This is a genomic window from Nonomuraea rubra (genome assembly GCF_014207985.1).
Classification (GTDB): domain Bacteria; phylum Actinomycetota; class Actinomycetes; order Streptosporangiales; family Streptosporangiaceae; genus Nonomuraea; species Nonomuraea rubra.
Map to the genome: position 1 here is coordinate 8,539,310 of NZ_JACHMI010000001.1, position 25,017 is coordinate 8,564,326.

At 71.4% G+C, this 25,017-nt stretch carries 23 protein-coding genes; 15 read left to right on the plus strand and 8 right to left on the minus strand.

Annotated features, from left to right (window positions below; all coding sequences use genetic code 11):
- The first annotated feature begins 89 nt into the window (after positions 1-89).
- The 11 genes from HD593_RS38840 (at position 90) to HD593_RS38890 (ending at position 10,870) form a co-directional block, all read left to right on the plus strand.
- Positions 90-983: a TIGR01777 family oxidoreductase gene (locus HD593_RS38840; protein WP_185106970.1), complete on the plus strand. Its 894-nt coding sequence runs from the start codon at positions 90-92 to the stop codon at positions 981-983.
- Between the two features lie 40 nt (positions 984-1,023).
- The gene (locus tag HD593_RS38845; RefSeq protein WP_185106972.1) at positions 1,024-1,761 is read left to right on the plus strand and encodes a Type 1 glutamine amidotransferase-like domain-containing protein; all 738 of its coding nucleotides are present in this window, start codon (positions 1,024-1,026) and stop codon (positions 1,759-1,761) included.
- Between the two features lie 37 nt (positions 1,762-1,798).
- On the plus strand, positions 1,799-2,491 hold the full coding sequence (gene lipB, locus HD593_RS38850; protein ID WP_185106974.1) for a lipoyl(octanoyl) transferase LipB: 693 nt from the start codon (positions 1,799-1,801) through the stop codon (positions 2,489-2,491).
- Between the two features lie 70 nt (positions 2,492-2,561).
- Positions 2,562-3,551, plus strand: a complete 990-nt coding sequence (locus HD593_RS38855) for a M48 family metallopeptidase (protein WP_185106975.1) — start codon at positions 2,562-2,564, stop codon at positions 3,549-3,551.
- Between the two features lie 42 nt (positions 3,552-3,593).
- Complete coding sequence (lipA, locus tag HD593_RS38860; RefSeq protein WP_185106977.1) at positions 3,594-4,523, plus strand: lipoyl synthase; 930 nt, start codon at positions 3,594-3,596, stop codon at positions 4,521-4,523.
- Between the two features lie 125 nt (positions 4,524-4,648).
- Complete coding sequence (locus tag HD593_RS38865; RefSeq protein WP_185106979.1) at positions 4,649-5,605, plus strand: AraC-like ligand-binding domain-containing protein; 957 nt, start codon at positions 4,649-4,651, stop codon at positions 5,603-5,605.
- 89 nt (positions 5,606-5,694) lie between these two features.
- Positions 5,695-6,081: a VOC family protein gene (locus HD593_RS38870; protein ID WP_185106980.1), complete on the plus strand. Its 387-nt coding sequence runs from the start codon at positions 5,695-5,697 to the stop codon at positions 6,079-6,081.
- A gap of 14 nt (positions 6,082-6,095) precedes the next feature.
- Positions 6,096-6,890, plus strand: coding sequence for an alpha/beta fold hydrolase (locus HD593_RS38875; protein ID WP_185106982.1), 795 nt, complete (start codon positions 6,096-6,098; stop codon positions 6,888-6,890).
- A 125-nt stretch (positions 6,891-7,015) separates the two neighbouring features.
- Entirely contained in the window at positions 7,016-9,358 is a 2,343-nt protein-coding gene (locus tag HD593_RS38880; RefSeq protein WP_312904017.1) for a beta-glucosidase family protein, read from the plus strand.
- 67 nt (positions 9,359-9,425) lie between these two features.
- Positions 9,426-10,106 carry a DUF4191 domain-containing protein gene (locus tag HD593_RS38885; protein ID WP_185106984.1) on the plus strand — a complete coding sequence of 227 codons (681 nt, stop codon included), beginning with the start codon at positions 9,426-9,428 and terminating at the stop codon, positions 10,104-10,106.
- A complete protein-coding gene (locus HD593_RS38890) occupies positions 10,106-10,870 on the plus strand; it encodes a class I SAM-dependent methyltransferase (RefSeq protein WP_185106986.1) in 765 nt (254 codons plus the stop codon). The genes HD593_RS38885 and HD593_RS38890 overlap by 1 nt, the downstream gene beginning before the upstream one ends.
- Here the strand turns inward: HD593_RS38890 and HD593_RS38895 are convergent.
- The 3 genes from HD593_RS38895 to HD593_RS38905 form a co-directional block, all read right to left on the minus strand.
- Positions 10,851-11,789: a hypothetical protein gene (locus HD593_RS38895; RefSeq protein WP_221525191.1), complete on the minus strand. Its 939-nt coding sequence runs from the start codon at positions 11,787-11,789 to the stop codon at positions 10,851-10,853. The two genes, HD593_RS38890 and HD593_RS38895, sit on opposite strands and share 20 nt — an antisense overlap.
- Positions 11,786-12,403 carry a TetR/AcrR family transcriptional regulator gene (locus HD593_RS38900; protein ID WP_246546944.1) on the minus strand — a complete coding sequence of 206 codons (618 nt, stop codon included), beginning with the start codon at positions 12,401-12,403 and terminating at the stop codon, positions 11,786-11,788. Before HD593_RS38900 ends, HD593_RS38895 begins: the two co-directional genes overlap by 4 nt.
- A 67-nt stretch (positions 12,404-12,470) precedes the next feature.
- Complete coding sequence (locus HD593_RS38905; protein WP_185106988.1) at positions 12,471-12,932, minus strand: RDD family protein; 462 nt, start codon at positions 12,930-12,932, stop codon at positions 12,471-12,473.
- 76 nt (positions 12,933-13,008) lie between these two features.
- Here HD593_RS38905 and HD593_RS38910 point away from each other — a divergent pair, with 76 nt between their 5' ends.
- Both HD593_RS38910 and glnA read left to right on the plus strand, forming a co-directional pair.
- Positions 13,009-14,091, plus strand: coding sequence for a hypothetical protein (locus HD593_RS38910; protein WP_185106990.1), 1,083 nt, complete (start codon positions 13,009-13,011; stop codon positions 14,089-14,091).
- Positions 14,092-14,206: 115 nt separating this feature from the next.
- Positions 14,207-15,631 (plus strand): type I glutamate--ammonia ligase, encoded by a 1,425-nt coding sequence (gene glnA, locus HD593_RS38915; protein WP_185106992.1) that lies wholly within the window; start codon positions 14,207-14,209, stop codon positions 15,629-15,631.
- Positions 15,632-15,947: 316 nt separating this feature from the next.
- Here the strand turns inward: glnA and HD593_RS38920 are convergent, their stop codons facing one another.
- From HD593_RS38920 to HD593_RS38940, 5 genes are read right to left on the minus strand one after another with little or no spacing between them, the layout of a single operon-like run.
- The gene (locus HD593_RS38920; protein ID WP_185106994.1) at positions 15,948-16,763 is read right to left on the minus strand and encodes a carbohydrate ABC transporter permease; all 816 of its coding nucleotides are present in this window, start codon (positions 16,761-16,763) and stop codon (positions 15,948-15,950) included.
- Positions 16,756-17,634: a carbohydrate ABC transporter permease gene (locus HD593_RS38925; RefSeq protein ID WP_185106996.1), complete on the minus strand. Its 879-nt coding sequence runs from the start codon at positions 17,632-17,634 to the stop codon at positions 16,756-16,758. Before HD593_RS38925 ends, HD593_RS38920 begins: the two co-directional genes overlap by 8 nt.
- Positions 17,635-17,637: 3 nt before the next feature.
- Positions 17,638-18,882 carry an ABC transporter substrate-binding protein gene (locus HD593_RS38930; protein WP_185106997.1) on the minus strand — a complete coding sequence of 415 codons (1,245 nt, stop codon included), beginning with the start codon at positions 18,880-18,882 and terminating at the stop codon, positions 17,638-17,640.
- Positions 18,883-18,902: 20 nt separating this feature from the next.
- On the minus strand, positions 18,903-20,507 hold the full coding sequence (locus HD593_RS38935; RefSeq protein WP_185106999.1) for a beta-N-acetylhexosaminidase: 1,605 nt from the start codon (positions 20,505-20,507) through the stop codon (positions 18,903-18,905).
- Positions 20,504-21,748, minus strand: coding sequence for a Gfo/Idh/MocA family protein (locus tag HD593_RS38940; RefSeq protein WP_185107001.1), 1,245 nt, complete (start codon positions 21,746-21,748; stop codon positions 20,504-20,506). The genes HD593_RS38935 and HD593_RS38940 overlap by 4 nt, the downstream gene beginning before the upstream one ends.
- A 149-nt stretch (positions 21,749-21,897) precedes the next feature.
- Here HD593_RS38940 and HD593_RS38945 point away from each other — a divergent pair, with 149 nt between their 5' ends.
- Together HD593_RS38945 and HD593_RS38950 are read left to right on the plus strand one after the other, a co-directional pair.
- Positions 21,898-23,064, plus strand: coding sequence for an ROK family transcriptional regulator (locus HD593_RS38945; protein ID WP_185107003.1), 1,167 nt, complete (start codon positions 21,898-21,900; stop codon positions 23,062-23,064).
- Between the two features lie 93 nt (positions 23,065-23,157).
- Positions 23,158-24,978, plus strand: coding sequence for a discoidin domain-containing protein (locus HD593_RS38950; protein WP_185107005.1), 1,821 nt, complete (start codon positions 23,158-23,160; stop codon positions 24,976-24,978).
- Positions 24,979-25,017: the final 39 nt, after the last annotated feature.

Consider the following 25,017-nt stretch of genomic DNA (forward strand, 5'->3'; position numbering starts at 1 on the left):
CTTCCTGACGCGCGCCGGAGTGCGGCGGCGCGCGGAAGCGGAGCACGGTGGGAGATGTCCGGGTGGGGGCCCGGCGTAGTGTGGGATGCATGGCGATCATCGTGACGGGCGCGTCGGGGCTGCTCGGGACGGCGCTGGCCGGGGCGCTGCGGGCCGAGGGGCGTGAGGTGGTCCGCCTGGTGCGGAGGCGGCCGCAGAGGGACGACGAGGCGTTCTGGGACCCCGTGGAGCAGGTCGTGGACCTGGCCGCCCTCGAAGGCGCCGAGGCCGTCGTGCATCTGGCGGGCGCGTCGATCGGCGGCAGGCGGTGGACGCCCGCGTACAAGCGCGAGCTGGTCACCAGCCGCACCCAGGGCACGCGGGTGCTGGTGGACGCGCTGCGCGAGCTGTCATCGCCGCCCGAGGTGCTGCTGTCGGCCTCCGGCATGGACTTCTACGGCGACACCGGCGACCTGGTGATCGACGAGGAGCAGGGCAAGGGCCGCGGGTTCCTGTCGGACCTGTGCGAGCGGTGGGAGGCCGAGGCGCGGCGGGCCGGCGAGTCGGGGATCAGGACGGTGCTGGCGCGCTCGTCGCTGGTGCTGAGCAAGCACGGCGGGGCGCTCGGGCGGATCCTGCCGATCTTCAGGATGGGGCTGGGCGCGCCGCTCGGCACGGGCAGGCAGTACTGGTCGTGGATCAGCGTGGACGACTGGGTGGGGGCGGCGCTGCACGTCCTCAGGACCCGGGACCTCGACGGGCCGGTGAACTTCACGGCGCCGTCGCCCGTCACGAACGCCGAATTCACCAGGACCCTCGGCAAGGCCCTGCGCCGGGGCACGATGCCGATCCCTGTTCCGGCGTTCGCGCTGGCAGCGGGGCTGGGCGAGTTCGCCCGCGAGGGGTTGCTGGTCAGCCATAGGCTGGAGCCGGCCAAGCTGACGGCCGGCGGCTATCGCTTCGCGCATACGCGTCTCGACGAGGCGCTACGCGCCGTACTGTAGGTTGCCGATCCATCCTTCTAGCACTTGGGAGAAATCTGACATGACCCGGTCAGGACAGTCGCACATCCTCGCCGTCGGGGGCGGGTCGTTCCGCCCCAGCAGGCGCCACGGCCAGATCGAGGCCAGTGCCCTGCTGCGTTACGGCCTCGACCTGACCGGCCAGGACCGTCCGAAGCTCGGCCTGGTGGCCACGGCGATGGGCGACTCGGCCGACTGGGTGCTGAAGATGTACGGCGCCTTCGCGAGCTGGGACGTCGAGGTGAGCCATCTGACGGTGTTCCCGATGCCGAACGTGCCGGATCCGCGGGCGTGGATCCTGGAGCAGGACATGATCTATGTCAGCGGTGGCAGCGTGGCGAACCTGATGGCGTTGTGGCGGCTGCACGGGCTCGACGAGGCGTTCGAGGAGGCGTGGCGGGCCGGGGTGGTGCTGTCGGGGCAGAGCGCGGGCGCGCTGTGCTGGCACGTCGGCGGCAACACCGACTCCTTCGGCCCCGACCTGCGGGTGTGGTCCGAGGGGATGGCGCTGCTGCCGTACTCGTGCGGGGTGCACTACAACGCCGAGCCGCAGCGCCGCCCGCTGCTGCAGCGGTCGGTGGCGGAGGGCGAGCTGCCCGCCGGGTACGCCGCCGACGAGAACGTCGGCCTGCACTACGTGGGCACGGAGTTCATCCAGGCCGTGAGCACGGAGCCGGGCTCGTACGCGTACAAGGTGGAGACCGACGGTGCGGGAAAGGTAAAGGAGTTCAGGATCGAGCCGCGTTTGCTGACCCCCTGATTACCCTTCAAGGGTGAGGGAACGGCACAATAGGCTCATGCGCCCCATCCCCGGGGACGATCCCCACGCACTCGCCATCGTCCGACTCGGTGTCGACGTCCCCTACGAGCAGGCCTGGTCGTTGCAGCGCTGGGTGCACGGCAAGCGGGTCGCCGGAGAGCTCACCGACACCGTCCTGATCCTTGAGCACGCGCCCGTCTACACGGCGGGCAAGCGCACCGCCCCGCACGAGCGCCCCTCCGACGGCACCCCCGTCGTCGACGTCGATCGCGGCGGGCGGCTGACCTGGCACGGGCCCGGGCAGCTGGTGGCCTATCCGATCGTGGCGATCACCGACGTGGTGGCGTTCGCCTGCCGCCTGGAGGACGCGATGATCCAGGTGTGCGCCGACTTCGGGGTCACGGCCAGGCGGGTGGCCGGCAGGGCGGGGGTCTGGGCGCTCGGCGACCCGGCCCTCGGCCTGCCCGACCGCCAGCTCGGCGCGGTCGGCCTGCGGCTGGCGCGCGGCGTGACCATGCACGGCTTCGCGCTCAACTGCGCCAACGACCCCCGCTGGTACAACCGCATCACGCCGTGCGGCATCCCCGACGTGGGCGTCACCTCCCTGTCGGCCGAGACGGGCCGGCGCATCGTGGTCGAGGAGGTCATGCCGATCGCGGAGAAGCGGCTGGCGGAGGCGCTCGGCAAGGAGCCGTTCGACCTGCACGAGGAGGACCTCCTCCGGCGCTGACGGAGCGATACCCGGTCGTTGACCGAATCGGCATCTGGTAGGCGCGCTTTTCCGGCTTACCATCGCCTGTGTGACGCGTCTTTGCGCTCTGGTGCTCGCGCTCGTGGTGCACCTGCTGACGGTGGCGTTCGTGGTGCTGGGCGGGTGGATCATCCTGCGTGAGCCGGGATCGGTCCTGTCGTGGATCTTCGGTGGCGTGAGCCTGGCGGTGGGCTGGGCGCTGCGGCCGCGCCTGGGCCGCCTGCCCGCCGACGCCGAGGTGCTCGACCGCGCCTCGGCCGCGGAGCTGTACGGGGTGGCGGACCGGGTGGCCGACCAGGTGGGGGTCAAGCGACCCGCCAAGGTGGCGGTGCGCGACCTGGCCACGCGCACCGGGTACGACCGCGTCGGGCTGGCGCGCACCCCCGTCCTGATGCTCGGCCTGCCCCTGTGGCTGGCGCTGCCGCCCAAGCAGCGGGTGGCCCTGCTGGCCAGGGCGTACGCGCGGCTGCCCACCGGCGACGAGCGGGTGGTGAGCGAGGCGCTGGCCACGCTGGACGCCTGGCGGGACGCCCTGGTGGGCACCGGCTCTGGGCCGTTGAAGGCCAGGTCGGAGGCGGAGGACAAGATCGCGGCTTCGACGCCGATGGCGCTGGAGGCGATGCACCCCGCGTACGACGTGACAGGCATCCTCGGCCGCCTGGTCGGCCGGGTGCTCGGCGGCCCGGTGCTGCTCGTGCGGTACGCGCTGGCCCGCCTGTCCCGGGCCGGCGAGAGCCGCGTCCAGGCCAGGCAGCGGGCCCTGGCGCTGCGTGCGGCCACCGAGGCGGAGCTGGCCGAGCTGGACGCGCTGGAGGCGCGCGGCGGCTACCTGGCGCCGATGCAGGCGGCGGCGCTGCGCGGCGAGAGCGTCTCGGCGATCCGGCGCACGGTGCTGACCAAGTTCCAGCTCACCGCCGACGGCGTGTGGCCCTCGGCGCCGCACTCCGAGCTGCTCGGCACCCACCAGTCCGACCGGATCGACGAGGAGCTGGCCGCCCACTACGCCCGCGCGATCCGCGGCTTCGGGCTCATCTCCTGACCCTCGACGAGGTCGCTGCCGCGGCGGACGTAAGCTGAGAAGGTGACCGTTGCTCCTGAAGGCCGAAAGCTCCTCCGCCTGGAGGTGCGTAACGCCGAAACCCCTATCGAGCGCAAGCCCCCGTGGATCAAGACCAAGCTGAGGACGGGCCCCGAATACACCGAGCTGAAATCGCTCGTGCGCCGGGAGGGCCTGCACACGGTCTGTGAAGAGGCGGGCTGTCCGAATATCTACGAGTGCTGGGAGGATCGCGAGGCGACCTTCCTCATCGGCGGCGACCAGTGCACCCGGCGCTGCGACTTCTGCCAGATCGACACGGGCAAGCCGAAGGAATACGACCGCGACGAGCCGCGCAGGGTGGCCGAGTCCGTCCAGCAGATGGGCCTGAAGTACGCGACCGTGACCGGCGTGGCCCGCGACGACCTGCCCGACGGCGGTGCCTGGCTCTACGCCGAGACCGCGCGCCAGATCCACGCGCTGCTGCCCGACTGCGGCGTCGAGCTGCTGGTGCCCGACTTCAACGGCAACCGCGAGCAGCTGGAGGAGGTCTTCTCCAGCAAGCCCGAGGTGTTCGCGCACAACGTCGAGACGGTGCCGCGGATCTTCAAGCGCATCCGTCCCGCCTTCCGCTACGAGCGCTCGCTCGGCGTGATCACGACGGCCCGCGAGGCCGGGCTGGTGACCAAGTCCAACCTGATCCTGGGCATGGGCGAGACGCGCGAGGAGATCGTGGAGGCCATGCGCGACCTGCACGCGGCGGGCACCGACCTGCTCACGATCACGCAGTACCTGCGGCCGACGCCGCGCCACCACCCGGTGGAGCGGTGGGTCAAGCCGGAGGAGTTCGTGGAGCTGCAGGCCGAGGCCGAGGCGATCGGGTTCGCCGGGGTGCTGTCCGGGCCGCTGGTGCGCTCGTCGTACCGGGCGGGCCGGCTCTACAAGCAGGCCATCGAGGCCCGCCAGACCGCCTGATTCCAGACATGAAGCAGCCCCGGGAGCTCCTCCCGGGGCTGCTTCATGTCCGGTAATGCGGCGTTCCGCCCGGACGATCGCGGACGGGCTAGCATGGCAGCGCACCCGACGGAGGGGCGACTCACATGGCCGTGCTGATCCGCACCAGTGACCTGCCCGCGGCGCGCCGCCACGATGCGTGGCGCGGCATCGTCTGCGACACGCTGGGCCCGCTCGACCTGCGCATCGATCCCGACGCCCCGCTGCGCGGCGAGATCGAGTTCGGCAAGCTCGGCGCCGTCGGCGTCGGCCGGATCAAGACGTCCACGCCGCACAGCATCCACCGCACGCCGGGCATGATCCACCGCGACAACCCCGAGCTGTACCGCGTGGTGCTCACGCTGGCGGGCAGCCCGCGCCTGTCCCAGGACGGCCGGAACACGCAGCTCAGCCGCGGCGAGTTCGCGATCTACGACTTCTCGCGGCCGTACGAGCTGGCCTACGACTCGGCGGTGCGGCTGGTGGTGTTCAGCTTCCCGCGCGAGCAGCTCGCCGTGCCCGTCGACGCGGTGGCGGAGCTGGCCGCGCTGCCCATCGGGGCGGAGTCGGGGGCCGCCGCCCTGGCCGTGCCGCTGCTGCGGCGGGTGGCGCTGGATCACGAGACCTACCGGCCGGGCAGCGCGGCCCGGCTGTCGGGCGTGGTGACGGACCTGGTCAGCGCCGCCGTGGCCGAACGCCTGGACCTGGCGCGGTCGCTGCCCGCCGACGCCCGGCAGCGTACGTTACTGATGGAGGTGCACGCGTTCATCGAGCAGCGGCTGGGCGAGATCGACCTCGATCCGGCGACCGTCGCGGCCGCGCACCACATCTCCGTGCGGTACCTGCACCGGCTCTTCGAGTCGGAGAACACGACGGTGGCCGCCTGGATCCGGCAGCGCCGCCTCGAACGTTGCCGCGCGGACCTGATCTCGGGCGGCGGCCGGTCCGTCAGCGCGGTCGGCGCCCGGTGGGGGCTGCCCGACGCGGCGCATTTCTCCAGATTGTTCCGGCAGGCGTACGGGATGCCGCCCGCCGAGTACCGCCGCGCCCACACCGTGCGCTGATCGTCAATCTCCCTGGCGCCCAGATCCAAGACCGGCGGGTCCCTCGCCGAGCAGACTGAGGGCACACGCAAGCGAGAAGGGATCCGGAGATGCAGCTCTTCGTCAACATGGCGGTCAAGGACCTGGACAGGTCGTCGAAGTTCTTCACCGACCTCGGCTTCAACCTGTTCGGCATGGCCCAGGGCATGGCGTCGGTCATCATCAGCGAGCAGACGCAGGTGATGCTGCTGGAGGAGCCGGTGTTCGGCTCGTTCATCACCAAGGAGATCGCCGACTCCGCAAAGAGCACCGAGGCGATCCTGTGCCTCGGCGTGGAGAACCCGGCCGCGGTCGACGCGTTGGTGGACAAGGCCCTGGCCGCCGGCGCCACCCCGGCGGGTGTCCCGCTGCAGGGCGGCCCCCGCTACCAGCGCGGCTTCGCCGACCTCGACGGACACCACTGGGAGGTGCTGTGCCTGGTGCCGCCGACGGAGTGAATCAGGACGCGGTCATGTCCGGCTCGGTGAAGTCGGCCGACGGGACCCTCATCGCCTACGACCGGCTCGGTGAGGGCCCGGCGGTCGTCCTGGTCCAGGGCGCGTTCTCGGATCGGCGGCATCCGCTGATGACCGCCATCGCCGAAGGACTGGCGCGGTGGTTCACGGTCTACAACTACGACCGCCGCGGGCGCGGCGGCAGCGGTGACACCCAGCCGTACGCGGTGGAGCGGGAGATCGAGGATCTGGCCGCCGTCGCCGGGGCGGCGGGCGGGGCGGCCATGGTGTTCGGCGGCTCGTCGGGCGCGGCGCTGGCGCTGGAGGCGGCGGCGGTGAACCCGTCGATCAGCAAGCTGGCCGTGTGGGAGCCGCCGTACCACGTGGACGACGGCGCGCCCGCTCTCCCCCTCGACTTCGCCGGGCAGCTCGCCGACCTGGTGGCGATGGGGCAGCGGGGTGAGGCGGTGGAGCGGTTCATGGTCGAGGCGGCCGAGATGCCGCGGGAGGCCGTCGCCGGGATGCGGGCGCACCCCGCGTGGGCGGAGATGGAGGCAGTGGCGCACACGCTGGCCTACGAGGCGGCCGTGCTCGGCCCCGGGAACGCGCTGCCCGCGGCGCGGCTGGCCCGCATCGCGCAGCCGACGCTGGTGCTCAACGGGGCCGACAGCGCGGCGTGGATGGCGAACGCGGGGGTGGCGGTGGCGGCGGCCGTGCCGGGGGCGGTGCGGCGGGTGCTGGAGGACCAGGCGCACAACGTGGCGCCGGAGGCGCTGGTGCCCGAGCTGCTGGAGTTCTTCGTCACGGCCTGACGCTGCCAATCTGTATGCGGTGACGCCCCCGGGCTGCCGGTCCTCGTATCGGCGGCCCGGGGCTTTGCGTTACGCAAAGGTCACAAACCTATCGGGTGCTCGGTTTTCTGGTGAACACTGTGCTCGTGGACCTGGATGAACTCATCTCCCGTCTCGACCTGCCCGCCAAGATCCGCCTGCTGACGGGCGCCGACATGTGGTCGCTGCCGCCGCTGCCCGAGATCGGGCTCGACCGGCTCGTGATGAGCGACGGGCCCATCGGCGTACGCGGTGAGCAGTGGAGCGCCGCCGACCCCTCGATCGCCCTGCCCAGCCCGACGGCGCTGGCGGCGACCTGGGACGTGGAGCTGGTCAGGCGGGCCGGCAGGCTCCTGGCGCAGGAGGCGCGGCGCAAGGGGGTGCACGTGCTGCTCGCGCCCACGCTCAACCTGCACCGCTCCCCGCTGGGCGGGCGGCACTTCGAGTGCTTCTCCGAGGACGCGTACCTGACGGGTGAGATCGGCGCGGCGTACGTGGAGGGTGTGCAGGAGGGCGGGGTCGCGACCACGCCCAAGCACTTCGTCGCCAACGACTTCGAGACCGACCGGTTCACCGTGGACGTGGTGGTCGGGGAGCAGGCGCTGCGCGAGCTGTACCTGCGGCCGTTCGAGCGGGTGGTGCGGGCGGGGGCCTGGGGAGTGATGACGGCCTACAACTCGGTGAACGGGACCACCATGACCGAGCACGCCGAGCTGGTGCACGGGGTGCTCAAGGGCGAGTGGGGGTTCGACGGGTTCGTGGTGTCGGACTGGACGGCGGTGCGTTCGACCGAGGCCGCCGCGCTCGGTGGCACCGACGTGGCCATGCCGGGGCCGTACGGGCCGTGGGGCGCCCGGCTGGAGGCGGCGGTGCGGGAGGGGCGCGTGCCGGAATCGGCCGTGGACGACCGCGTCCGCCGCATCCTGCGCCTGGCCGAACGCGTCGGCGCCCTCCACCCCACCGGCACGGAACGCGCCGCCGCTCCTGAGGGCATCGACGGGGTGGCGCTCGTGCGGGAGCTCGCCGCGCGGGCCTGCACCCTGCTCACCAACGACGGCGTCCTGCCCCTCCAGGGCACCCCGACGCTGGCCGTCCTCGGGGCGGCGGCCCGCGAGGCGCGGGTGATGGGCGGCGGCAGCGCCCAGGTCTTCCCCGACCGGATCGTCTCCCCGCTCCAGGGCCTGTCCGAGCGCACCGACGTCCGGTACGCCCTCGGCGCCGACCCCCGCATCCGGCTCTCCCCGCTCCCCGGCCCCGTCACGGCGCAGTTCCTCGGCGAGTCGGGCGCGGTGCTGCGCGAGGAGCCGCTGGCCACCGGCGAGGCGCGCTGGCTCGGCCAGTTGCCGCCCGGCGTGGACGCCGCCAGGCTCAGGACGGTCCGGCTGCGGGCCGCGTACACGGCTCGGGAGAGCGGCGTGCACGAGCTGTCGGTGGCCGGGGTGGGCGCGTTCACGCTGACCGTGAACGGCGAGGCCGTGCTCGACGAGAGCATCGGCCTGGACGCCGGCGACCCGGCCGTCGCGTTCCTGTCGCCGCCCGAGAAGCGGATCGGGGTGCCGATGGTGGCGGGCGAGACGTACGAGCTGGGTCTGGCGCACCCGCCGGGCAGGTTCGGCGGCACGGCGATCGTGTCGTTCACGCTCGGCCACGCGGAGCCGGCGCCCGGCGACGCCGGCGAGCTCATCGCCGAGGCCGTGCGGTTGGCGCGGGAGTGCGACGTGGCGGTGGTGGTGGCAGGGACGACACCGGAGGTGGAGAGCGAGGGGTTCGACCGGGCGGACCTGCGGCTGCCCGGCCGCCAGGACGAGCTGATCAGCGCGGTCGCCGCCGCGAACCCGCGTACGGTCGTCGTGGTGAACGCGGGCTCGCCGGTGGAGATGCCGTGGCTGCGGGAGGTGGCGGCGGTGCTGCTGACCTGGTTCCCCGGGCAGGAGGCGGGGGCGGCGCTGGCCGAGGTGCTGTTCGGGGACACCGAGCCGGGCGGGCGGCTGCCCACGACGTGGCCGGAGCGGCTGGCGGACGCGCCGGTGGGGGCGGTGACGCCGGTGGACGGGAAGGTGTTCTACGACGAGGGCGTGTTCGCCGGATATCCGGCGTGGCGGCGCGCCGAGCGGGCGCCGGCGTTCTGGTTCGGGCACGGCCTGGGGTACACGACCTGGTCGTACGACTCGATCGCGGCCGAGGGCACGACCGTGACCGTGGCGGTCACGAACACCGGCACGCGCCCGGGCCGGGAGGTCGTGCAGGTGTACGCGGGGCCGCGCAGGAGGCTGGCCGCCTTCGACATGGTGGAGGCGGAGCCGGGGCAGACGGTGGTCACGACGCTGTTCCTGCCCGAGCGGGCCTTCCAGGTGTGGGAGGACGGCTGGCGTACGGTCGCGGGCGAGCACACGGTGGAGGTGGGCCGCAGCTCGGCCGACGTCCGGCTGTCGGCTACGGTGAAGATCTAGTCACAGCCGGAGAACGGGCGGGGGCGCGTTTTCCCTCCCGCACCAGTTGGTTTGTATCCTTCTGAGCATGGCAAAGTCCGAGGACGCAGAGAAGCCGGGGCGCATCAAGCAGCTCCGCATGATCGCGCAGATCATCAAGCAGGCCAATCCCAAGGGAATGCCGATCGTCTTCCTCTCGGCGGTGGGCACGCTGGCTGTGGTCGTCGTGATCGGTCTGGTCACGGGCTACGTGTGGTATTCGGTGTTCATCGGCATCCTGGCCGCGCTCACCGTCGGCCTCGTGGTGTTCGGCCAGCTCGCCCAGAGGGCGCAGTACTCGATCCTGCACGGCCAGACCGGCGCCGCGGCGGCCGTGCTCCAGGGCATGCGCGGCAACTGGCAGGTCACCCCGGCCATCGCGGTCAACCGCGACCAGGACATCGTGCACCTGGTGGTCGGCTACCCGGGCGTGGTGCTGGTGTCCGAGGGGCCGGGCAACCGGGTGGCGAAGATGCTCAAGGCCGAGAAGCAGCGCATCTCGCGGGTGGTGCTGGGCGTCGAGATCTACGACATCCAGTGCGGTGACGGCGAGGGGCAGGTGCCGCTCGGCAAGCTGCAGCGGCACCTGATGAAGCTGCCGCGCAACCTGAAGAAGCCGTCGGTGAACGAGGTGAAGGACCGCCTGCGCTCGCTGCCGCGCAACATGCCGATGCCGAAGGGCCCGATGCCCAAGGGCGCCCGCATGCCGCGCGGCCCCAAGATGCGCTAGTGCTGTCTGCTTCGTCGCGGGCCAACCGCGGCTGGTGGGACGGCAACGCCGACGACTACCAGGTCGAGCACGGCTCGTTCCTGCGTGACGACGGGTTCGTGTGGGGCCCCGAGGGCCTCGACGAGGCCGAGGCGCGCCTGCTCGGCGAGGTGCGCGGGCGGCGGGTGCTGGAGATCGGCTGCGGCGCCGCCCAGTGCGCCCGGTGGCTGGCCGGGCAGGGCGCGCGGGTGGCGGCGTTCGACATCTCGCACCGCCAGCTCCGCCACTCCCAGCGCCTCGACCTGGACACGGGGGTGCGGGTCCCGGTGGTGCAGGCCGACGCGGAGGTGCTGCCGTTCGCCGGCGGCGCCTTCGACGTGGCCTGCTCCGCGTACGGGGCGCTGCCGTTCGTGGCCGATCCCGCGGCGGTCTTCTGCGAGGTGCGCAGGGTGCTGCGGCCGGGCGGGCTGTTCGTGTTCTCGGTGAGCCATCCGATCCGGTGGGCCTTCCCCGACGATCCGGGGCCGCGGGGGCTGACGTCCGACCGGTCGTACTTCGACCGCGGGCCGTACGAGGAGCGGGACGAGCGCGGCGTGCTCACCTACGTCGAGCACCACCGGACGATGGCCGACTGGGTGAACCTGCTGGCGGCCTCCGGCCTGACGATCACCGGGCTGCTGGAGCCGGAGTGGCCCGAGGGGCACGAGCGGGTGTGGGGCGGCTGGAGCCCGCTGCGCGGCCGTCACCTGCCCGGCACGGCCATCTTCAGCTGCGCGAGTACCTAGCGGCCATGGCGTGGAACAGCTCCTTGGGCTGCCAGCGCGTCTCGTCCAGCATCCTGACCACGCCGTACGAGCCGAGGTCGTCCTCGCCGAGGCGGGTGTATCCGGCGAAGGTGAACCAGAGCGCGGTCTCGACGCCTTCCCGCTCGAAGAGGTCGAGCAGTTCGGTGAAGTAGCGGACCTGCTCCCCCTCGTCGCGCACCGCGCCCTCGGGCACCGACCAGGCCATGCCGCCCAGCTCCCCCGCGCCCCGGTAGGCGCAGGTGCCGAACTCGGTGACGGCGACCGGCTTGCCGTGCTTGAAATGGGCGCGCAGCTCGTCGGCGAAGGTGTCCCGGTTGTAGGCCGCGCGGTACGCGTCCGCGCCGACCAGGTCGAACGGGCTCCAGTCGATGAACTCCCACGGCCCGGCGGCGTAGGTGACCCGGCCGCCGAAGCGGGACCTGACGGTCCGCGCGGCCTCGGCGAGGAAGGCGTTGAACCGCTCCATGCCGGCGCCCAGCGCGGTCCACTCCTCCATGCCGGCGGTCGCCATCCACGTCAGGCGGTCCGCGTAGGCGTCGCCGGGGATGTAGCCGGGGCAGAAGGCGCTGGTCTCGCAGCCCGCGACGAACACGACCTCGGCGCCGCCCTCGCGCAGGGTCTCGGCCCGCCCGGCGCAGTCGGCGTACAGCTCCAGGATCCGCTCCTCCGGGACGTCGACCGGGAACGGCGCGAACCAGACCTCCAGCCCCGCCGCGGCGGCCTGCCCGGCGGCCACGCCCAGCCGCCCGGGGTCGCGCCCGGAGACGCGGACGACCTGGCAGTGCAGCTCCTCGGCGATGACCCGCATCTCGCGGGCGACGGTGCCGGGGTCGAACGCCCGGCGCGAGATCCCGTCACCCGGCAGGAACCCGGTGTCGTAGTTGATGCCCTTCTTCAAGATTCATCTCCCTCGATGGATGAGAAGCCGCGTTCCAGGAGGTCGAACGCCAGCTCGACCTCCTCCTCCAGGAGCCGCCCCGCCTCCTCCAGCGGCACCCCCGTGGAGAGCCGGTGGAAGAACGCCTCCTGCAACGTGGTGACGGCGGCCGTGACCTGCCCGGCCAGGAGCGTCGCCGCACGCCCGGCCCCCGCCTCGGCGAGCGCGGTGGCCAGCTCGTAGCGCTGGGCCATGTTCGTCTGGTAGACGCCGGCCAGCAGGGCGGGGCTGGCGGAGATCACCCGGATCGTGGTCAGCAGCGGCTCGACGTCCACCTCGCCGGTGCCCAGCCCGGCCATGCCGCGGTAGTGCGCGCGCAGGGCGCCGAGCGGCGACTGCCCGGCGGGCCGCGCCGCCACGATCGCGGCCGTGTCCTCCCTGACCGCGTCGAGGACCAGGCAGTCCTTGCTCGGGAAGTAGTTGAACAGGGTGACCTTGGCGACCCCGGCCGCCTCGGCGACCTCGTTGACCGTCACCGCGTCGTACCCGCGCTCGTCGAACAGCCGCAGCGCCGCCTCGGAGATCCGCCGCCGGGTCTCCTCCTTCTTGCGCTCCCTGAGTCCCGCCATCATCATGCGGACAGCATAAACCACACCGGGTACAAATTTATACCCGGTACGGTTTTTTTCGCCAGGGCTCCCGCTACATGCGCACGACCATCGTGTTGGACGCGCGGTCGTGGATCCCGCGGTGGTCGCGGTCCCAGATCACCGCCGGCACGACCAGCGCGAGCAGCGCCGTACGCACCACGACGGGCAGCAGCCGCGGGTCGCCCCCGTCCATCGCGGCGACCCTGACGCCCATCAGCCGGTGCCCGAACGTCTGGCCCATCCACCCGACCAGCACCAGGTACTGCAGCGCGAAGACCAGCACGGGCGCCCACGGCGACTCGGCGGGGTTCATCCGGAGCAGCAGCTGCACGACCACCCAGGTGCAGATCATCCAGTCGATGACGAGCGCGCCGATCCGGCGCCCCCAGCCGGCGATCGACCCGCTGCCCTCCTCGGGCAGGCCCAGGCGCTGACCTGGGAATCCGAGATCGACGCCGGCGGCCCTGACCCCGCCCAGCCAGGTCTGCGTCCACCGAGGCTCGTTGCTGCTCATACCTCCACGGTAGCCGCCCGGTGGGCCGGTCCGGATTGTGACCCAACCGCGTCACGGACCGGCCATCATGTACGCCATGCCACACGGGGATGACCTTGACCAGCGGTTCAACGAGCTGGTCGCGCAGATAGACGCCGAGCAGCAGCGCAAGATGCGCGCGGCGGCGAAGAAGGGGGCCAAGGAGTCGCGGCGGGCCCGGGGCGACGAGCTCGAACGGTTACGCAGGGAAGCCCGCCGTGAGGCCGCCTGGGAGCCCGGGTGGGAGGCGCCTCCACCCCGGCGCAGGATGCGGCGGGGCTGGCTGGCGGTGGCCGGGATGGCGGCGGTGCTCGCGGCGGCGGGCGCCGTGGTCTCGCTCCGGCCCGACCTGCTCGCGCCCGCGGGCCCGGTGCCCGAGGAGACGATGCCGGTGGCGGCGGCTCCCCTGCCGTCGCAGACCGGCGCCGATACGGGCCCCGAGGACACTTCCGGGGGGCCGTTCGCCGGCTCCGAGGCGGAGAGCTGGGCGGAGGGCGCCGCCGGTTTCGTCATGCCGGAGGCCAAGGCGATCGGCGGGCTGTCAAAAGAGGACGTGGCCGAGGGGATCGCGCGGACCCGTGACCTGCTGGCCGCGGCCCACCTCGACCGCGAGACGCTCATGGGCGGCGAGCCGAAGGCGTTCATGAAGCTGCTCCCCCCCAAGGAGCGGCCCTGGTTCCGCGAGCACCTCGACCGCGAGGGTCCTGGGGACACCCGCTGGTGGGTGACGAGCTTCGCGCCCGGGACCGCCGAGCAGGTCGGCGACGTGATCAAGGTGCGCGGCAGGACGAAGCTGACGTCGTTCGAGCTGGACGGGCGCGAGGGCGCCAAGCTGGAGGCCGACTACATCATCGTGCACGCCGTCCGGCGGCCGGGGCAGCCGGACACGACGATCCGGCTCCTCACGCGAAAGCGCGGGACCTTCCTGGTGTACCGCGAGGCAGGTGAGCTCGTCGTCTGGGTGCGGCAGTCGGGCGGATACGCGACGCCTGCCCGCTGCGACATGGACGGCGGCTTCATCCACCCCTCCTACGACGACTCCACCCCCAGCACGAAGAGTCCGGTCGGCGATCCCGTGGACCCGTACGAACTGGACGGACCTCAGCCCAAGTACAACTGCCAGGCCTCCACGGGCACGTGAACCGCCTTTGCCGGACCCTGACCCTGCGTAACACGTGCGAAACAATCGAGACACCATACGGAAACGGCCGCGCCCTAGCGTCGCAATGATGGCCAGTCCCCAGGGAGGTTCGAGAGTGTTCAACTCCGCCGACGACGTCCTGAAGTTCATCAGCGACGAAGGGGTGCAGTTCGTCGATGTCAGGTTCACCGACCTGCCGGGGACGACGCACCATTTCACCTTCCCGGCAGAGAACTTCGGCGCGAGCGTCTTCACCGACGGACTCATGTTCGACGGCTCGTCGATCCGTGGTTTCCAGCAGATCCACGAGTCCGACATGCTCCTGCTGCCCGACCCGTCCAGTGCCGTGGTCGACCCGTTCCGCCAGCACAAGACGCTGAACCTGAACTTCTTCGTGCACGACCCGCTGACCGGCGAGGCCTACAGCCGCGACCCGCGCAACGTCGCGCGCAAGGCGGAGGAGTACCTCAAGGGCACGGGCATCGCCGACACGGTGTACTTCGGCCCCGAGGCCGAGTTCTACATCTTCGACGATGTCCGCTTCGAGACGAAGCAGAACGCCGGCTACTACTACATCGACTCCATCGAGGGCGCCTGGAACACCGGCAAGGCGACCGAGGGCGGCAACCTGGGCTACAAGCCGCGCTACAAGGGCGGCTACTTCCCCGTCCCGCCGATGGACCACTTCACCGACCTGCGCTCGGAGATGGTGCGCAACCTCATCGAGGCCGGCATCGAGGTCGAGATGCAGCACCACGAGGTCGGCACCGCCGGTCAGGCGGAGATCGACTTCAAGTTCGGCACGCTGCTCAAGACCGCCGACAACCTCATGCTCTACAAGTACGTGATCAAGAGCACGGCCCTGGAGTACGGCCACACGGTCACGTTCATGCCCAAGCCGATCTTCGGTGACAACGGCTCCGGCATGCACTGCCACCAGTCGCTGTGGAAGGACGGCTCGCCGCTCTTCTACGACGAGGTCGGCTACGCGGGCCTGTCCGACACCGCCCGCTACTACATCGGCGGCCTGCTCAAGCACGCGCCGTCGCTGCTGGCCTTCACCAACCCGACGGTCAACTCCTACCACCGCCTGGTCCCGGGCTACGAGGCGCCGGTCAACCTGGTCTACTCGCAGCGCAACCGCTCGGCCTGCGTACGCATCCCGATCACGGGCTCCAACCCGAAGGCCAAGCGCATCGAGTTCCGCGTGCCGGACCCGTCGTGCAACCCGTACTTCGCGTTCTCCGCGATGCTGATGGCGGGCATCGACGGCATCCGCAACAAGATCGAGCCGCCGGAGCCGGTCGACAAGGACCTCTACGAGCTGCCGCCGGAGGAGGCCCGCAACATCCCGCAGGTGCCCGGCTCGCTCACCGACGTGCTCGCCGCGCTGGAGGCCGACCACGACTACCTGCTCGAGGGTGGCGTGTTCACGCCCGACCTGATCGAGACGTGGGTCTCGTACAAGCGGGAGAACGAGGTCGACCCGATCCGGCTGCGCCCGCACCCGCACGAGTTCGAGCTCTACTACGACGTCTGATCTGACGCGTACCCGACCAAGGCCCGGGACCTGGTACGGTTCCGGGCCTTGTCGTGTCACCAGGTGCCTGGACCAACTCCCCGCACTCATCGGTGTCCTGCTCGGCGCGGTAGGAACGTACGGCGTGACCGCGCTCACCGAGCGCAAAGGGTGGAAACGGCAGCTCACCAAGGCGGACCTGCCTTGGGATCTCGCCATCAAGGCGACGAGCCGGGCCCTTCGGCCGCCGGGAGCCTCCCGGCGGCCGAGCTCCGTCCCGAGCTGGATCGTCCGGGAGACGCGTAGCCCCGCACCGCGAGGCCGGGCCGTCGCGGGCTCAGCCCTTGGAGCCGGTGAAGGCGATGCCGGCGATGAGCTGCTTCTGCATGATCACGAAGAGCACGATCACGGGGAGCGTGGCCACGACCGAGCCGGCGAACAACATCGGGAAGTTGGTCTGGAACTGCCCTCGGAGCGAGGCGAGCCCCGCCGAGAGGGTCATCATCTCGGGGTCGGTGTTGACCACCAGCGGCCACAGCAGGCTGCTCCACGACCACATGACGGTCAGCATGCCCAGCGCGAGCAGCCCCGGCCGCACCAGCGGCAGCATGATGTGCCAGTAGATCTGCAGCGGGTTGGCCCCTTCCAACTGCGCGGCCTCGTCCAGCTCCCTGGGCAGGGTCAGGAAGAACTGCCGGAGCAGGAACGTGCCGAACGCCCCGAAGACGCCCGGCGCGATGAGCGCCTGCAGCGTGTTCAGCCAGCCGAGACCCACCATGATCTCGTAGCGCGGGATGAGGAAGAGCTCTCCCGGCACCATGAGCACGGCCAGGAACAGCATGAAGATGGCGCCCCTGCCGGGAAAGCGCAGCCGGGCGAAGGCGAAGGCGGCCAGCGAGCACAGCAGCAGCTGCCCGGCGGTGACGGCCGCGGTCACCACGACCGTGTTGAGGAACTGCCTGCCCAGCGGGACCGTCTGGAAGATCTCGGGGAAGTTCGACCACTGCCACGAGGGCGTGAACTTCGGCGGCACCCGCAGCGACTCGGGCAGCGTCTGCAACGACACCACGAGCTGCCAGGCGAAGGGCGCGACCATCACCAGCGCGCCCCCGGCCAGCACCACGTGGGCGGGCCACGTCCTGGGCCTACTCATAGTGCACCCACTTCTTCTGCAGCCTGAACTGGATGGCGGTCAGCACGAGGATCAGCCCCAGCAGCAGCACGGCGATCGCCGCGGCCAGTCCTCGCTGGTTGTGCACGAACGCCTTCTCGAAGAAGAAGTAGACGATCGTGCGGCTGCCCCTCAGCGCGGGGCTCGTCGTGTCGATCATGAGGTAGACCAGGTCGAAGACCTGCAACGCGTTGATCATCGTGATCACGACGACGAAGAACGTCGTCGGCGTGAGCAGCGGGAGCGTGATGCGGAAGAACTGCCGCAGCCGTCCCGCGCCGTCGATCGAGGCCGCCTCGTAGTAGTGCCGCGGGATGCCCTGCAGCCCCGCCAGGAACAGCACCGCGTTGTAGCCGATCGAGCTCCAGACGCCGACGATCGCGATCGCGTAGATGGCGACGTCGGGATCGCCCATCCAGTACGGCCCGTCGATCCCCACCAGGCCCAGCAGGTGGTTGATCGCCCCGAAGTCCCCGTTGAACAGGTACCTCCAGGTCAGGCCGACGGCGGCGGGCATGGTGACGACCGGCAGGAAGTAGAGCGTCCGGTAGACGCTCAGGCCGCGCAGCCCCGGCACGTTCAGCAGGGCCGCGACGACGATCGACAGCGGCACGCCCGCCAGCACGAGGACGGCGTAGAGCAGGGTGTTGCCGAGCGCGCCGGCCATGTCCTCGTCGCCGAGCAGGTCGGCGTAGTTGGCCGTGCCCACCCAGGTGTATCCGCCGAAGACGCCCGACTCGGTGAAGCTGAGGTACAGGGTCTGGAAGATGGGCCACAGGTAGAAGACGGCCAGGCCCAGCGCCATCGGGGCGATGAGGAGGTAACCCCACGCCCACTCGCGCTTGGAGAGCATCCGTTACTCCTTGGCGAGGATCTCGTTCATCTGCACCGCGATCTCCTTGGCGGCGTCGGCCACCGGCCGCTTGCCCGCCCAGGCGTCGGCGAGCAGCCTGGTCTCCGCCTCCTGCCACTGCGCGGTGTTCAGCGACACCGGGTACGGCACGCCGTGCGGCATCGAGGCGTCGTAGGTCTCCTTCAGGTGGAAGGAGGGGAACGCCTTGAACCAGCCGTCCTGGGTGCCCGGGCGCAGCGAGAGGGCGCCGCCGGCGCTGTCGCTGATGATCTTCTGGGCCTGCTCGGACGCGATGAACTCGGCGAACGCCGCCGCCTCCTTCGGGTGCGCGGTCTTGGCCGAGACGGCGTTGGCCAGGCCGAGCAGGATGACGGCCTCCTTCGCGGGCCCCTTGGGCAGCGGGGCGACGTCGATCCGCTCGCGGAACTGGGGATCGGCCCAGTAGGTGGAGGCGAACCAGATGCCGCCGTAGAACATGCCGTACTTGCCGGACTGGAAGAGCTGGATGGGGTCGGTGTCGCCGTAGACCTCCGCGGCGGGCGCGCTCTTCTCCTCGATCAGGCCGGTCCAGAACTCCAGGCCCTGGACGGAGGCGGGGTCGCCGAAGCCGCTCTGCTTCCCATCAGGCGAGATCACCTGGCCGCCGGCCTGGAGCATCGTGTTGTAGTAGCCGACCTGGTTGAGCATCGGCGCCAGGATGCCGAACTGCTGCTTGCCCGGGTCGGTCAGCTTCTTGGCGGCGGCCTTGACGTCGTCCCAGGTCCAGTCCGCGGTCGGCGGCTCCACGCCGGCCTCCTCGAAGAGCTGCTTGTTGTACCAGAGCGCCGGGATGCTCACGTGGTGGGGCAGGGCGTACAGCTTGCCGTCGTAGCGGTAGCCGTCGACGACCGCGCCGGGCAGCCCGGTGGCCTTGGACTCCTCGACCGGGGCGATGATGCCGCCCTTGGCGTACATGCGGACGTTGAGGCTGTTCATCCAGAAGACGTCGGGGGTGGCGCCACCGGAGGCGGCGGTCTGGAGCTTGGTCCAGTACTGCTCCCACGGGGTGATCTCCAGCTTCACCTTGACCTTCGGGTTCGCCTGCTGGAAGGCGGCGATGATCTTCTCGGAGCTGGGCTGGTCGTTCTTGTCCCAGATGGCGTAGCTGATGGTGACCTCGCCGCCGGCGGCGGACCCGCCGGACGAGCCGCATCCGGCGGCGAGAACGGTGAGGCCGAGCAGCCCGGCCAGGGGCAGGCGGAAACGCATGGGGTCCTCCAGGGGGTGTCTCAGGGCCGCAGGTTGGCGGTCCAGGCGGCGAGCTTGTCGTCGATCGCGGCTCTGCTGACGGGGTGGCCGGGGGCGTCGGGGCGTCGCTGCCACGGATGCGGGCCGCCGGCCGGGCGGTACTCCACCCCGAGGGCGTCGAGCCGCTTCTCGTGGGTGGCGAGCCTGGTGAGGAAGTCCTCGAAGTCGCGCCTGCCGCTCCAGACGGCCTCGGCGAAGGCGGCCAGGCGCGGGAAGGCCATGTAGTCGAGCAGCCGTGGCGAGTCGATGTGCTCGGTCCACAGCGCCGCCTGGGCGCCCAGGATCCTGCCCCGCTCGTTCTCGGTGAGGCCGGCGGGGACCGGGTCGAAGGCGTGCACCGCGCCGAGCGAGGTCACGCTGCCGATCGGCACGGGCTCCTGGTCGCCGTCGGCCTGCCGGAAGTCCAGATAGGTCTCGGCGAACGGCGAGACGACCACGTCGTGGCCGGCCCGCGCGGCCAGCGCCGCGCACCTGTCACCGCGCCAGGCGGCCACGGTGACTCCCGCGGGCAGGCCGCCCTCCAGGAGCTCGTCCCAGCCGAGCGGCTTGCGGCCCCGGGCCAGCAGGTAGTCGGTGAAGTGCCGCATGAGCCAGCTCTGCAGCTCCTCGGCGTCGCGCAGGCCGAGCTCCCGCATGCGTTCCTTGGCGGGCAGGCTGTCGTTCCACTGGGTCTTGGGCACCTCGTCGCCGCCGACGCAGACGTACTCGCCGGGGAAGAGCTCCAGCACCTCCTCGAGCACGTCGAGGAAGAAGGCGATGGTCTCGTCGGAGACGTTGATCACGTTCTCGCCGACACCCCATTCGGTGCGTACGTCCAGCGGCGTGCCGAGGTTGCCCAGCTCCGGGTAGGCGGCGATGGCGGCCTGGGTGTGGCCGGGCAGGTCGATCTCCGGGACCACCGTGACGAACCGGTCCGCCGCGTAGGAGACGATCTCCCTGATGTCGTCCTGGCTGTAGAAGCCGCCGTGCGGGCGGCCGTCGAGCAGGCCGTGCCGGACGTGGCCGCGGGGCGACTCGCGCCGCCACGCCCCGACCTCGGTCAGCTTCGGGTACTTCCTGATCTCCAGCCGCCAGCCCTGGTCGTCGGTCAGGTGCAGGTGCAGGACGTTCAGCTTGTGGGCGGCCAGCAGGTCGATGTAGCGCAGCAGGTCGTTCTTGGCCAGGAAGTGGCGGGCCACGTCGATGAGGCAGCCCCGCCAGGCGTACCGGGGCGCGTCGGCGATCCTGACGGCCGGGACGCTCCAGGTCCTGTCTCCCGTACGGCCGGCGCGGAACGCGGCCGGATCGAGGAGCTGGCGCAGCGTCTGGGCGCCGTAGAAGGCACCGGCCGGGGCGGCGGCCTCGATCAGCACCGACTCCGTGGTGACCGTGAGCCGGTACTCCTCGGGCCCGAGTCCCTCGCCGAGCCGGAGCTCGATCCCGCCCGGGCCTTCGGGCAGCGGCAGGCCGGTGGCGGGGCCGAGGGCCTCGCGCAGCCACGCCGCGGCCCTGCCGAGCCGCGCGTCGGCGGTCAGCCGGGTCGCCGCGGTGAGGACGAAGTGGCCGCCGGCCGGGACGAGGCGGGAGGGTGCCGGGATCGTCGTCACAGAGCCTCCACCGTCCGGCGCTCGCGGGCACGCTCGGCGGCCCAGACGACGAGATGCCCGGCCAGCGCGTCGGCCGCGCCGGCCCCGAGGGGCGCCTGGTCTCCGGCCTCCACGGCGTCGATGAAGGCCCTGATGAGGCCCACGTCGCCGCCCCCGTGACCGTCCGCGAGCGAGGCGCCCGCCATCGTCCCGGTGTCGATGCTCTCCTCGGCGCCTGTCGTGAAGTCGACGACCCTGATGGTCCGGCCGTCGCCCTCGGCGAAGCCGTGCGTGCCGAAGACCCTGGTCTTGCGGTGTTCCAGCGGGGTGAAGGCGGTCATCGTGAACGACACGGTGGTGCCCCGCGCGAACTCCAGCATCACGACCTGCTGGTCCACCACGTCGTTGTCGCAGTCGTAGACGCAGCGGCCGTACGGGCCGGTCTCCAGGGCGTGGATGACGCCCGCCACCGTGGCGTCGGAGGTGACAGGGCCGAGAGGCCAGAACTCCCGGTCCGGGTCGCCGAGGCAGCCCAGGTAGAGCCGCTGGGCGGAGTAGGGGCAGGTGGGCTCGACGGCGCAGCCGACGCAGCGCCCGCCCGCTCCCGGCGGCCGGTTCTCCGGCCGGAAGTGGGTCAGCGAGCCGAAGGAGGCCACGCTGACGGGCTCGTCCTGGACGAGGTGCAGCAACCAGTCGAGGTCGTGGCAGGACTTGGTCAGGAGCATCGGCCCCGACCCGGCGGCGTTGCGCCAGGAGCCGCGGACGAAGGAGTGGGCCATGTGCCACCAGCCGACCGGTTCCAGGTGCTGGACGCTGGAGATCGTGCCCAGCCGCCCGCCGCCGACGAGCTCCTTGAACGCCCTGGTGTAGGCGGTGTAGCGAAGCACGTGGCAGACGGCGAGGACGACGCCGCTGCGCTCGACGGCCTCGACGATCCGGCGGGCCTCCCGTTCGGTGGGCGCCATGGGCTTCTCCAGGAGGATGGCGTAGCCCAGCTCGGCGAAGGCCACGGCCGGCTCGGCGTGCATGCGGTCCTGCGTGGCGATGACCACGGCGTCGGCGCGCTTCGGCGCGGCGGCCAGCTCGGCCCAGCCCGCGAAGCGGGCGTCCTCCGGCAGGCCGTGCTCGTCGGCCAGGGCGTTCCGCCTGGCCGGGTCGGGATCGGCCACGGCGACGATCCTGGCGCGGCCGTCGGCGGCGGCCGCCCTGGCGTAGATCTGGCCGCGGGCTCCTGCCCCGACGATGGCTAAGGTCACGCTCATGTGCCGGACTCCCCGATTTATTGCGGAGTCCATAGATAGTCACGGATTCGGTCTTGCAGTCAAGCCCTTCCCTGTCGGATGATCCAGCTAGCAAAGGATCGGCCCTTGCTCACATAATCCGGAAACCGCAACAATGTGGAGGAGAGCCTGTGCAGGTCAGCGGTGGGGACCTTCAGCGGCTGCGTCAGCTGAACTCGCTGAACAGCATCCGGGCCCTGCGCGAGGCGCCGGGCCCGCTGACCCTCACCGAGCTGGCCACGCTGACAGGGCTGTCACGCAACTCCGTCATCGACGTCATCACCGACCTGTGCGAACGCGGCTGGATCGCCGAGGTCGAACCCGCCTCCGGCGGCATGGGCCGGCCCGCGAAGCGGTACCGCTTCCGCGCCGACGCCGGTCGCGTGCTCGGCCTCGACATAGGGGTCCACAAGGTCCTCGCCGTGGTCACCGACCTGGCCGGACGCACCCTGTCCAGCGGCCGGGTCGCCGTGGACGCGCACACCACCCAGCGGGAACGGCTGCAGGCCATGTGGCGGGCCGTGGACGCCGCCCTCGTCGCGTCCGGCCTGGACGCCTCCGACCTGTGGGGCGTCGCCGTCGGCAGCATCGGCGTCGTCAACAGGGAAGGCATGGTCGCCCGGGTCAAGGCGCTGCCCGACTGGGAGGGAGTCGACCTCGCCGGTCACCTCGCGCAGCGGCTGTCCTGCCCGACCACCGTCGAGAACGACAGCAAGCTCGCCGCCCTCGCCGAGCAGCGGCTGGGCGTCGCGGCGGGCGTCCGCGACCTCGTCTACCTGCACGCCGGACGCCGGCCCGGCGCCGCGCTCATCCTCAACGGCCGCCTGCACCACGGCTTCAGCGGCGCGACCGGCGAGGTCGGGCTCATGGAGATGACCGGCTGGCGCACCATGGCCTCTCACCTGGAGGACGCGCCCGCCGCCGAGGGCAGCACGCCCGAGGACGCCGCCGGGCGCGTCTTCACGGCCGCTCGCGCCGGCGACCCCGGCGCGCTCGCGGCCGTCGACGCCTACGCCCACCACCTCGCACTCGGCACCGCCGCCATGGTCCTGACCCTGGACCCGGAGCTGGTCGTGCTGGGCGGCGGATTCTCCCGCTCGGCCGACGTCCTGCTGCCCGCGCTCCGCCGGGCGCTCGAACCTCACTGCCTGCGCGTTCCCGACATCAGGCCCTCGACGCTCGGCGAGGAATGCGTCGCACTCGGCGCAGCCTGCCTGGCGCTGGACCACGTGGACGAGCACTTCTTCTCACCCGACGGCTCGATCTCCCGCCCCGCCGCCCCCCGCCGGCTCGCCTGACCCGTCCGGCCTCTCCCGAATCGGCCTGGCCGGGCCGCTGACACCGGCGCCCGCTTCCCCTTCCGAACCACACCCCCTCACGAAGGACAGCTCATGCGCAGATCCGTCCCGTCCATGGCCGCCGCCCTGGTCCTCGCCGGGTTACTGGCCCCGGCGCCCGCCGCCGCCGATCCCGTGCCGGGGCGAATCGCCTACCGGCCCGCCGTGCCGGTCCCCGCCACGTACCGGCTGGACTGCGACGGCGACCGGCCCGGCAGCACCTGCACGGTGGTGACGACCGCCAGGCATCGCCTGGGCCACGTGGAGGAGTTCAGCACCACCGTCAGGAGCGGTGACCAGGTCTGGGCCCGTGACACCGTCTACAGCCGTGAGGGGCAGGTGCGCAGCCGGCCCTTCGTCCTGCCCGAGCAGGACGTGACGGTGGACGTCAAGGTCAGCTCCATGCCGGAGAAGTTCGTGGGCACGCCGCTGCGGCTGATGGCGTGGAACCTGTTCGTCGGCGGCACGATCAACCGCCAGGAGACGACGGGCGAGAACCTGACGCAGCTGATCGAGTACCTCAACGAGGTCGACCCCGACGTCTTCTTCGTGGTCGAGGCGTACGGATCCGGCCAGAAGATCCTGGACGGGCTCAACGCCGGGCGGGCGGCGGACGACCGTTTCTCCGCGGTCCAGCTCACCACGCCGGAGGACTACAGCGTCAACGGCGACAACCTGTGGCTGTACACCAAGCTCGAGATCGAGAAGGTCTACCCGCGCTACGCCGACGCCGACATCTCCTCCTTCAACCTGGGCGGCGCCCGGCTGGGCCTGCCGAACGGGCAGCACGTCCACGCGTTCAGCCTCTGGACCTGGCACGACGGCCCGGCTCGCCACGACAGTCACGACGCGGCCATACAGAACCTGTTCGGCCTGCCCCGGACGAAGACGACCGAGCAGATCCTCGACAACGACCGTCAGCGCCGCATGGCTATGGGCAAGGCCATCCTGGAGAAGGCCATCCCGTCCTTCATCGGCGACGACGACGCCCCGGTGCTCATGGGCGGGGATCTCAACGCCCTGCCGCATGAGGACTGGACCGCGCAGTTCGCGAACGCGCGCGGGCACGGGGGCCTGGTGCTGCCGTGGCCGTACACCAAGCTGTACAACGACGCGGGCTTCGTCGACACCTTCCGCTACGCCAACCCCGACGCCGGGCGCTACCCGGGCAGCACCTTCAGCCCGCTGAGCGGCTACCTGGCCACGCCCGGCCGCATCGACTACGTCTGGGCGCGCGGCAGGGACGTGCGCGTCCTCGGCTCCCGCACCGACGTGCGGCGCCTGCCCCGGCACCAGGACAGCCGGCTCGACCAGCCCTACCCGTTCTACTCCGACCACGGCTCGGTCATCACCGACGTGCTGATCCGCGGCAAGGGGACCGGCCCCGACCGGCCCGCCGTGAACGAGCGGCCCGCGGACCCGCGCGAGGTCTGGCATGCGACCCCGGACGGCGTCCGCGTGCCCCCGTCCGAGCTCAGCGCGACCGCGACCACCTTCAAGCCCGGCATCGGGGACCCGGGGAACGCCGTGGACGGGAACCCGCTCACCGACTACCACTCCTACTACCCGGAGGTCGCGCCGCAGCCCCACTACATCACGGTCGACCTGGGGAAGGTCAGGACGCTGTCCGCGGTGCGGTTCCAGCCCAAGCTGCGCTCCAACATGAACGGCACCGTCCTCGAGGGCATGGTGCAGGTCAGCACCGACGGCACGACGTTCACCGACGTCGAGCGGGTCGAGTGGCGGCGCGTCACGGAACCGAACGACGTGGACCTGAAAGGCGTCTCCGCCCGGTTCCTGAGACTGCGCGTGGACTACGGCATCGGCGGGGCCTCCGCCCTGTCGGAGATCATTCCGTACGAGGCGCGCAGCTAGCCGCGAAATACCGCAGAGCACACCTGGTTCCTGGATTAA

Excerpts from the sequence above, each read along its gene's own strand:
- HD593_RS38920 (WP_185106994.1), bottom strand. The coding sequence starts at position 16,763 with ATGAGTAGGCCCAGGACGTGGCCCGCCCACGTGGTGCTGGCCGGGGGC.
- HD593_RS38940 (WP_185107001.1), bottom strand. The coding sequence starts at position 21,748 with ATGAGCGTGACCTTAGCCATCGTCGGGGCAGGAGCCCGCGGCCAGATC.
- HD593_RS38840 (WP_185106970.1), top strand. The coding sequence starts at position 90 with ATGGCGATCATCGTGACGGGCGCGTCGGGGCTGCTCGGGACGGCGCTG.
- HD593_RS38865 (WP_185106979.1), top strand. The coding sequence starts at position 4,649 with ATGGCCGTGCTGATCCGCACCAGTGACCTGCCCGCGGCGCGCCGCCAC.
- HD593_RS38925 (WP_185106996.1), bottom strand. The coding sequence starts at position 17,634 with ATGCTCTCCAAGCGCGAGTGGGCGTGGGGTTACCTCCTCATCGCCCCG.
- HD593_RS38950 (WP_185107005.1), top strand. The coding sequence starts at position 23,158 with ATGCGCAGATCCGTCCCGTCCATGGCCGCCGCCCTGGTCCTCGCCGGG.
- HD593_RS38900 (WP_246546944.1), bottom strand. The coding sequence starts at position 12,403 with ATGATGATGGCGGGACTCAGGGAGCGCAAGAAGGAGGAGACCCGGCGG.
- HD593_RS38845 (WP_185106972.1), top strand. The coding sequence starts at position 1,024 with ATGACCCGGTCAGGACAGTCGCACATCCTCGCCGTCGGGGGCGGGTCG.
- HD593_RS38885 (WP_185106984.1), top strand. The coding sequence starts at position 9,426 with ATGGCAAAGTCCGAGGACGCAGAGAAGCCGGGGCGCATCAAGCAGCTC.
- HD593_RS38930 (WP_185106997.1), bottom strand. The coding sequence starts at position 18,882 with ATGCGTTTCCGCCTGCCCCTGGCCGGGCTGCTCGGCCTCACCGTTCTC.
- HD593_RS38905 (WP_185106988.1), bottom strand. The coding sequence starts at position 12,932 with ATGAGCAGCAACGAGCCTCGGTGGACGCAGACCTGGCTGGGCGGGGTC.
- HD593_RS38875 (WP_185106982.1), top strand. The coding sequence starts at position 6,096 with ATGTCCGGCTCGGTGAAGTCGGCCGACGGGACCCTCATCGCCTACGAC.
- HD593_RS38870 (WP_185106980.1), top strand. The coding sequence starts at position 5,695 with ATGCAGCTCTTCGTCAACATGGCGGTCAAGGACCTGGACAGGTCGTCG.
- HD593_RS38910 (WP_185106990.1), top strand. The coding sequence starts at position 13,009 with ATGCCACACGGGGATGACCTTGACCAGCGGTTCAACGAGCTGGTCGCG.
- lipB (WP_185106974.1), top strand. The coding sequence starts at position 1,799 with ATGCGCCCCATCCCCGGGGACGATCCCCACGCACTCGCCATCGTCCGA.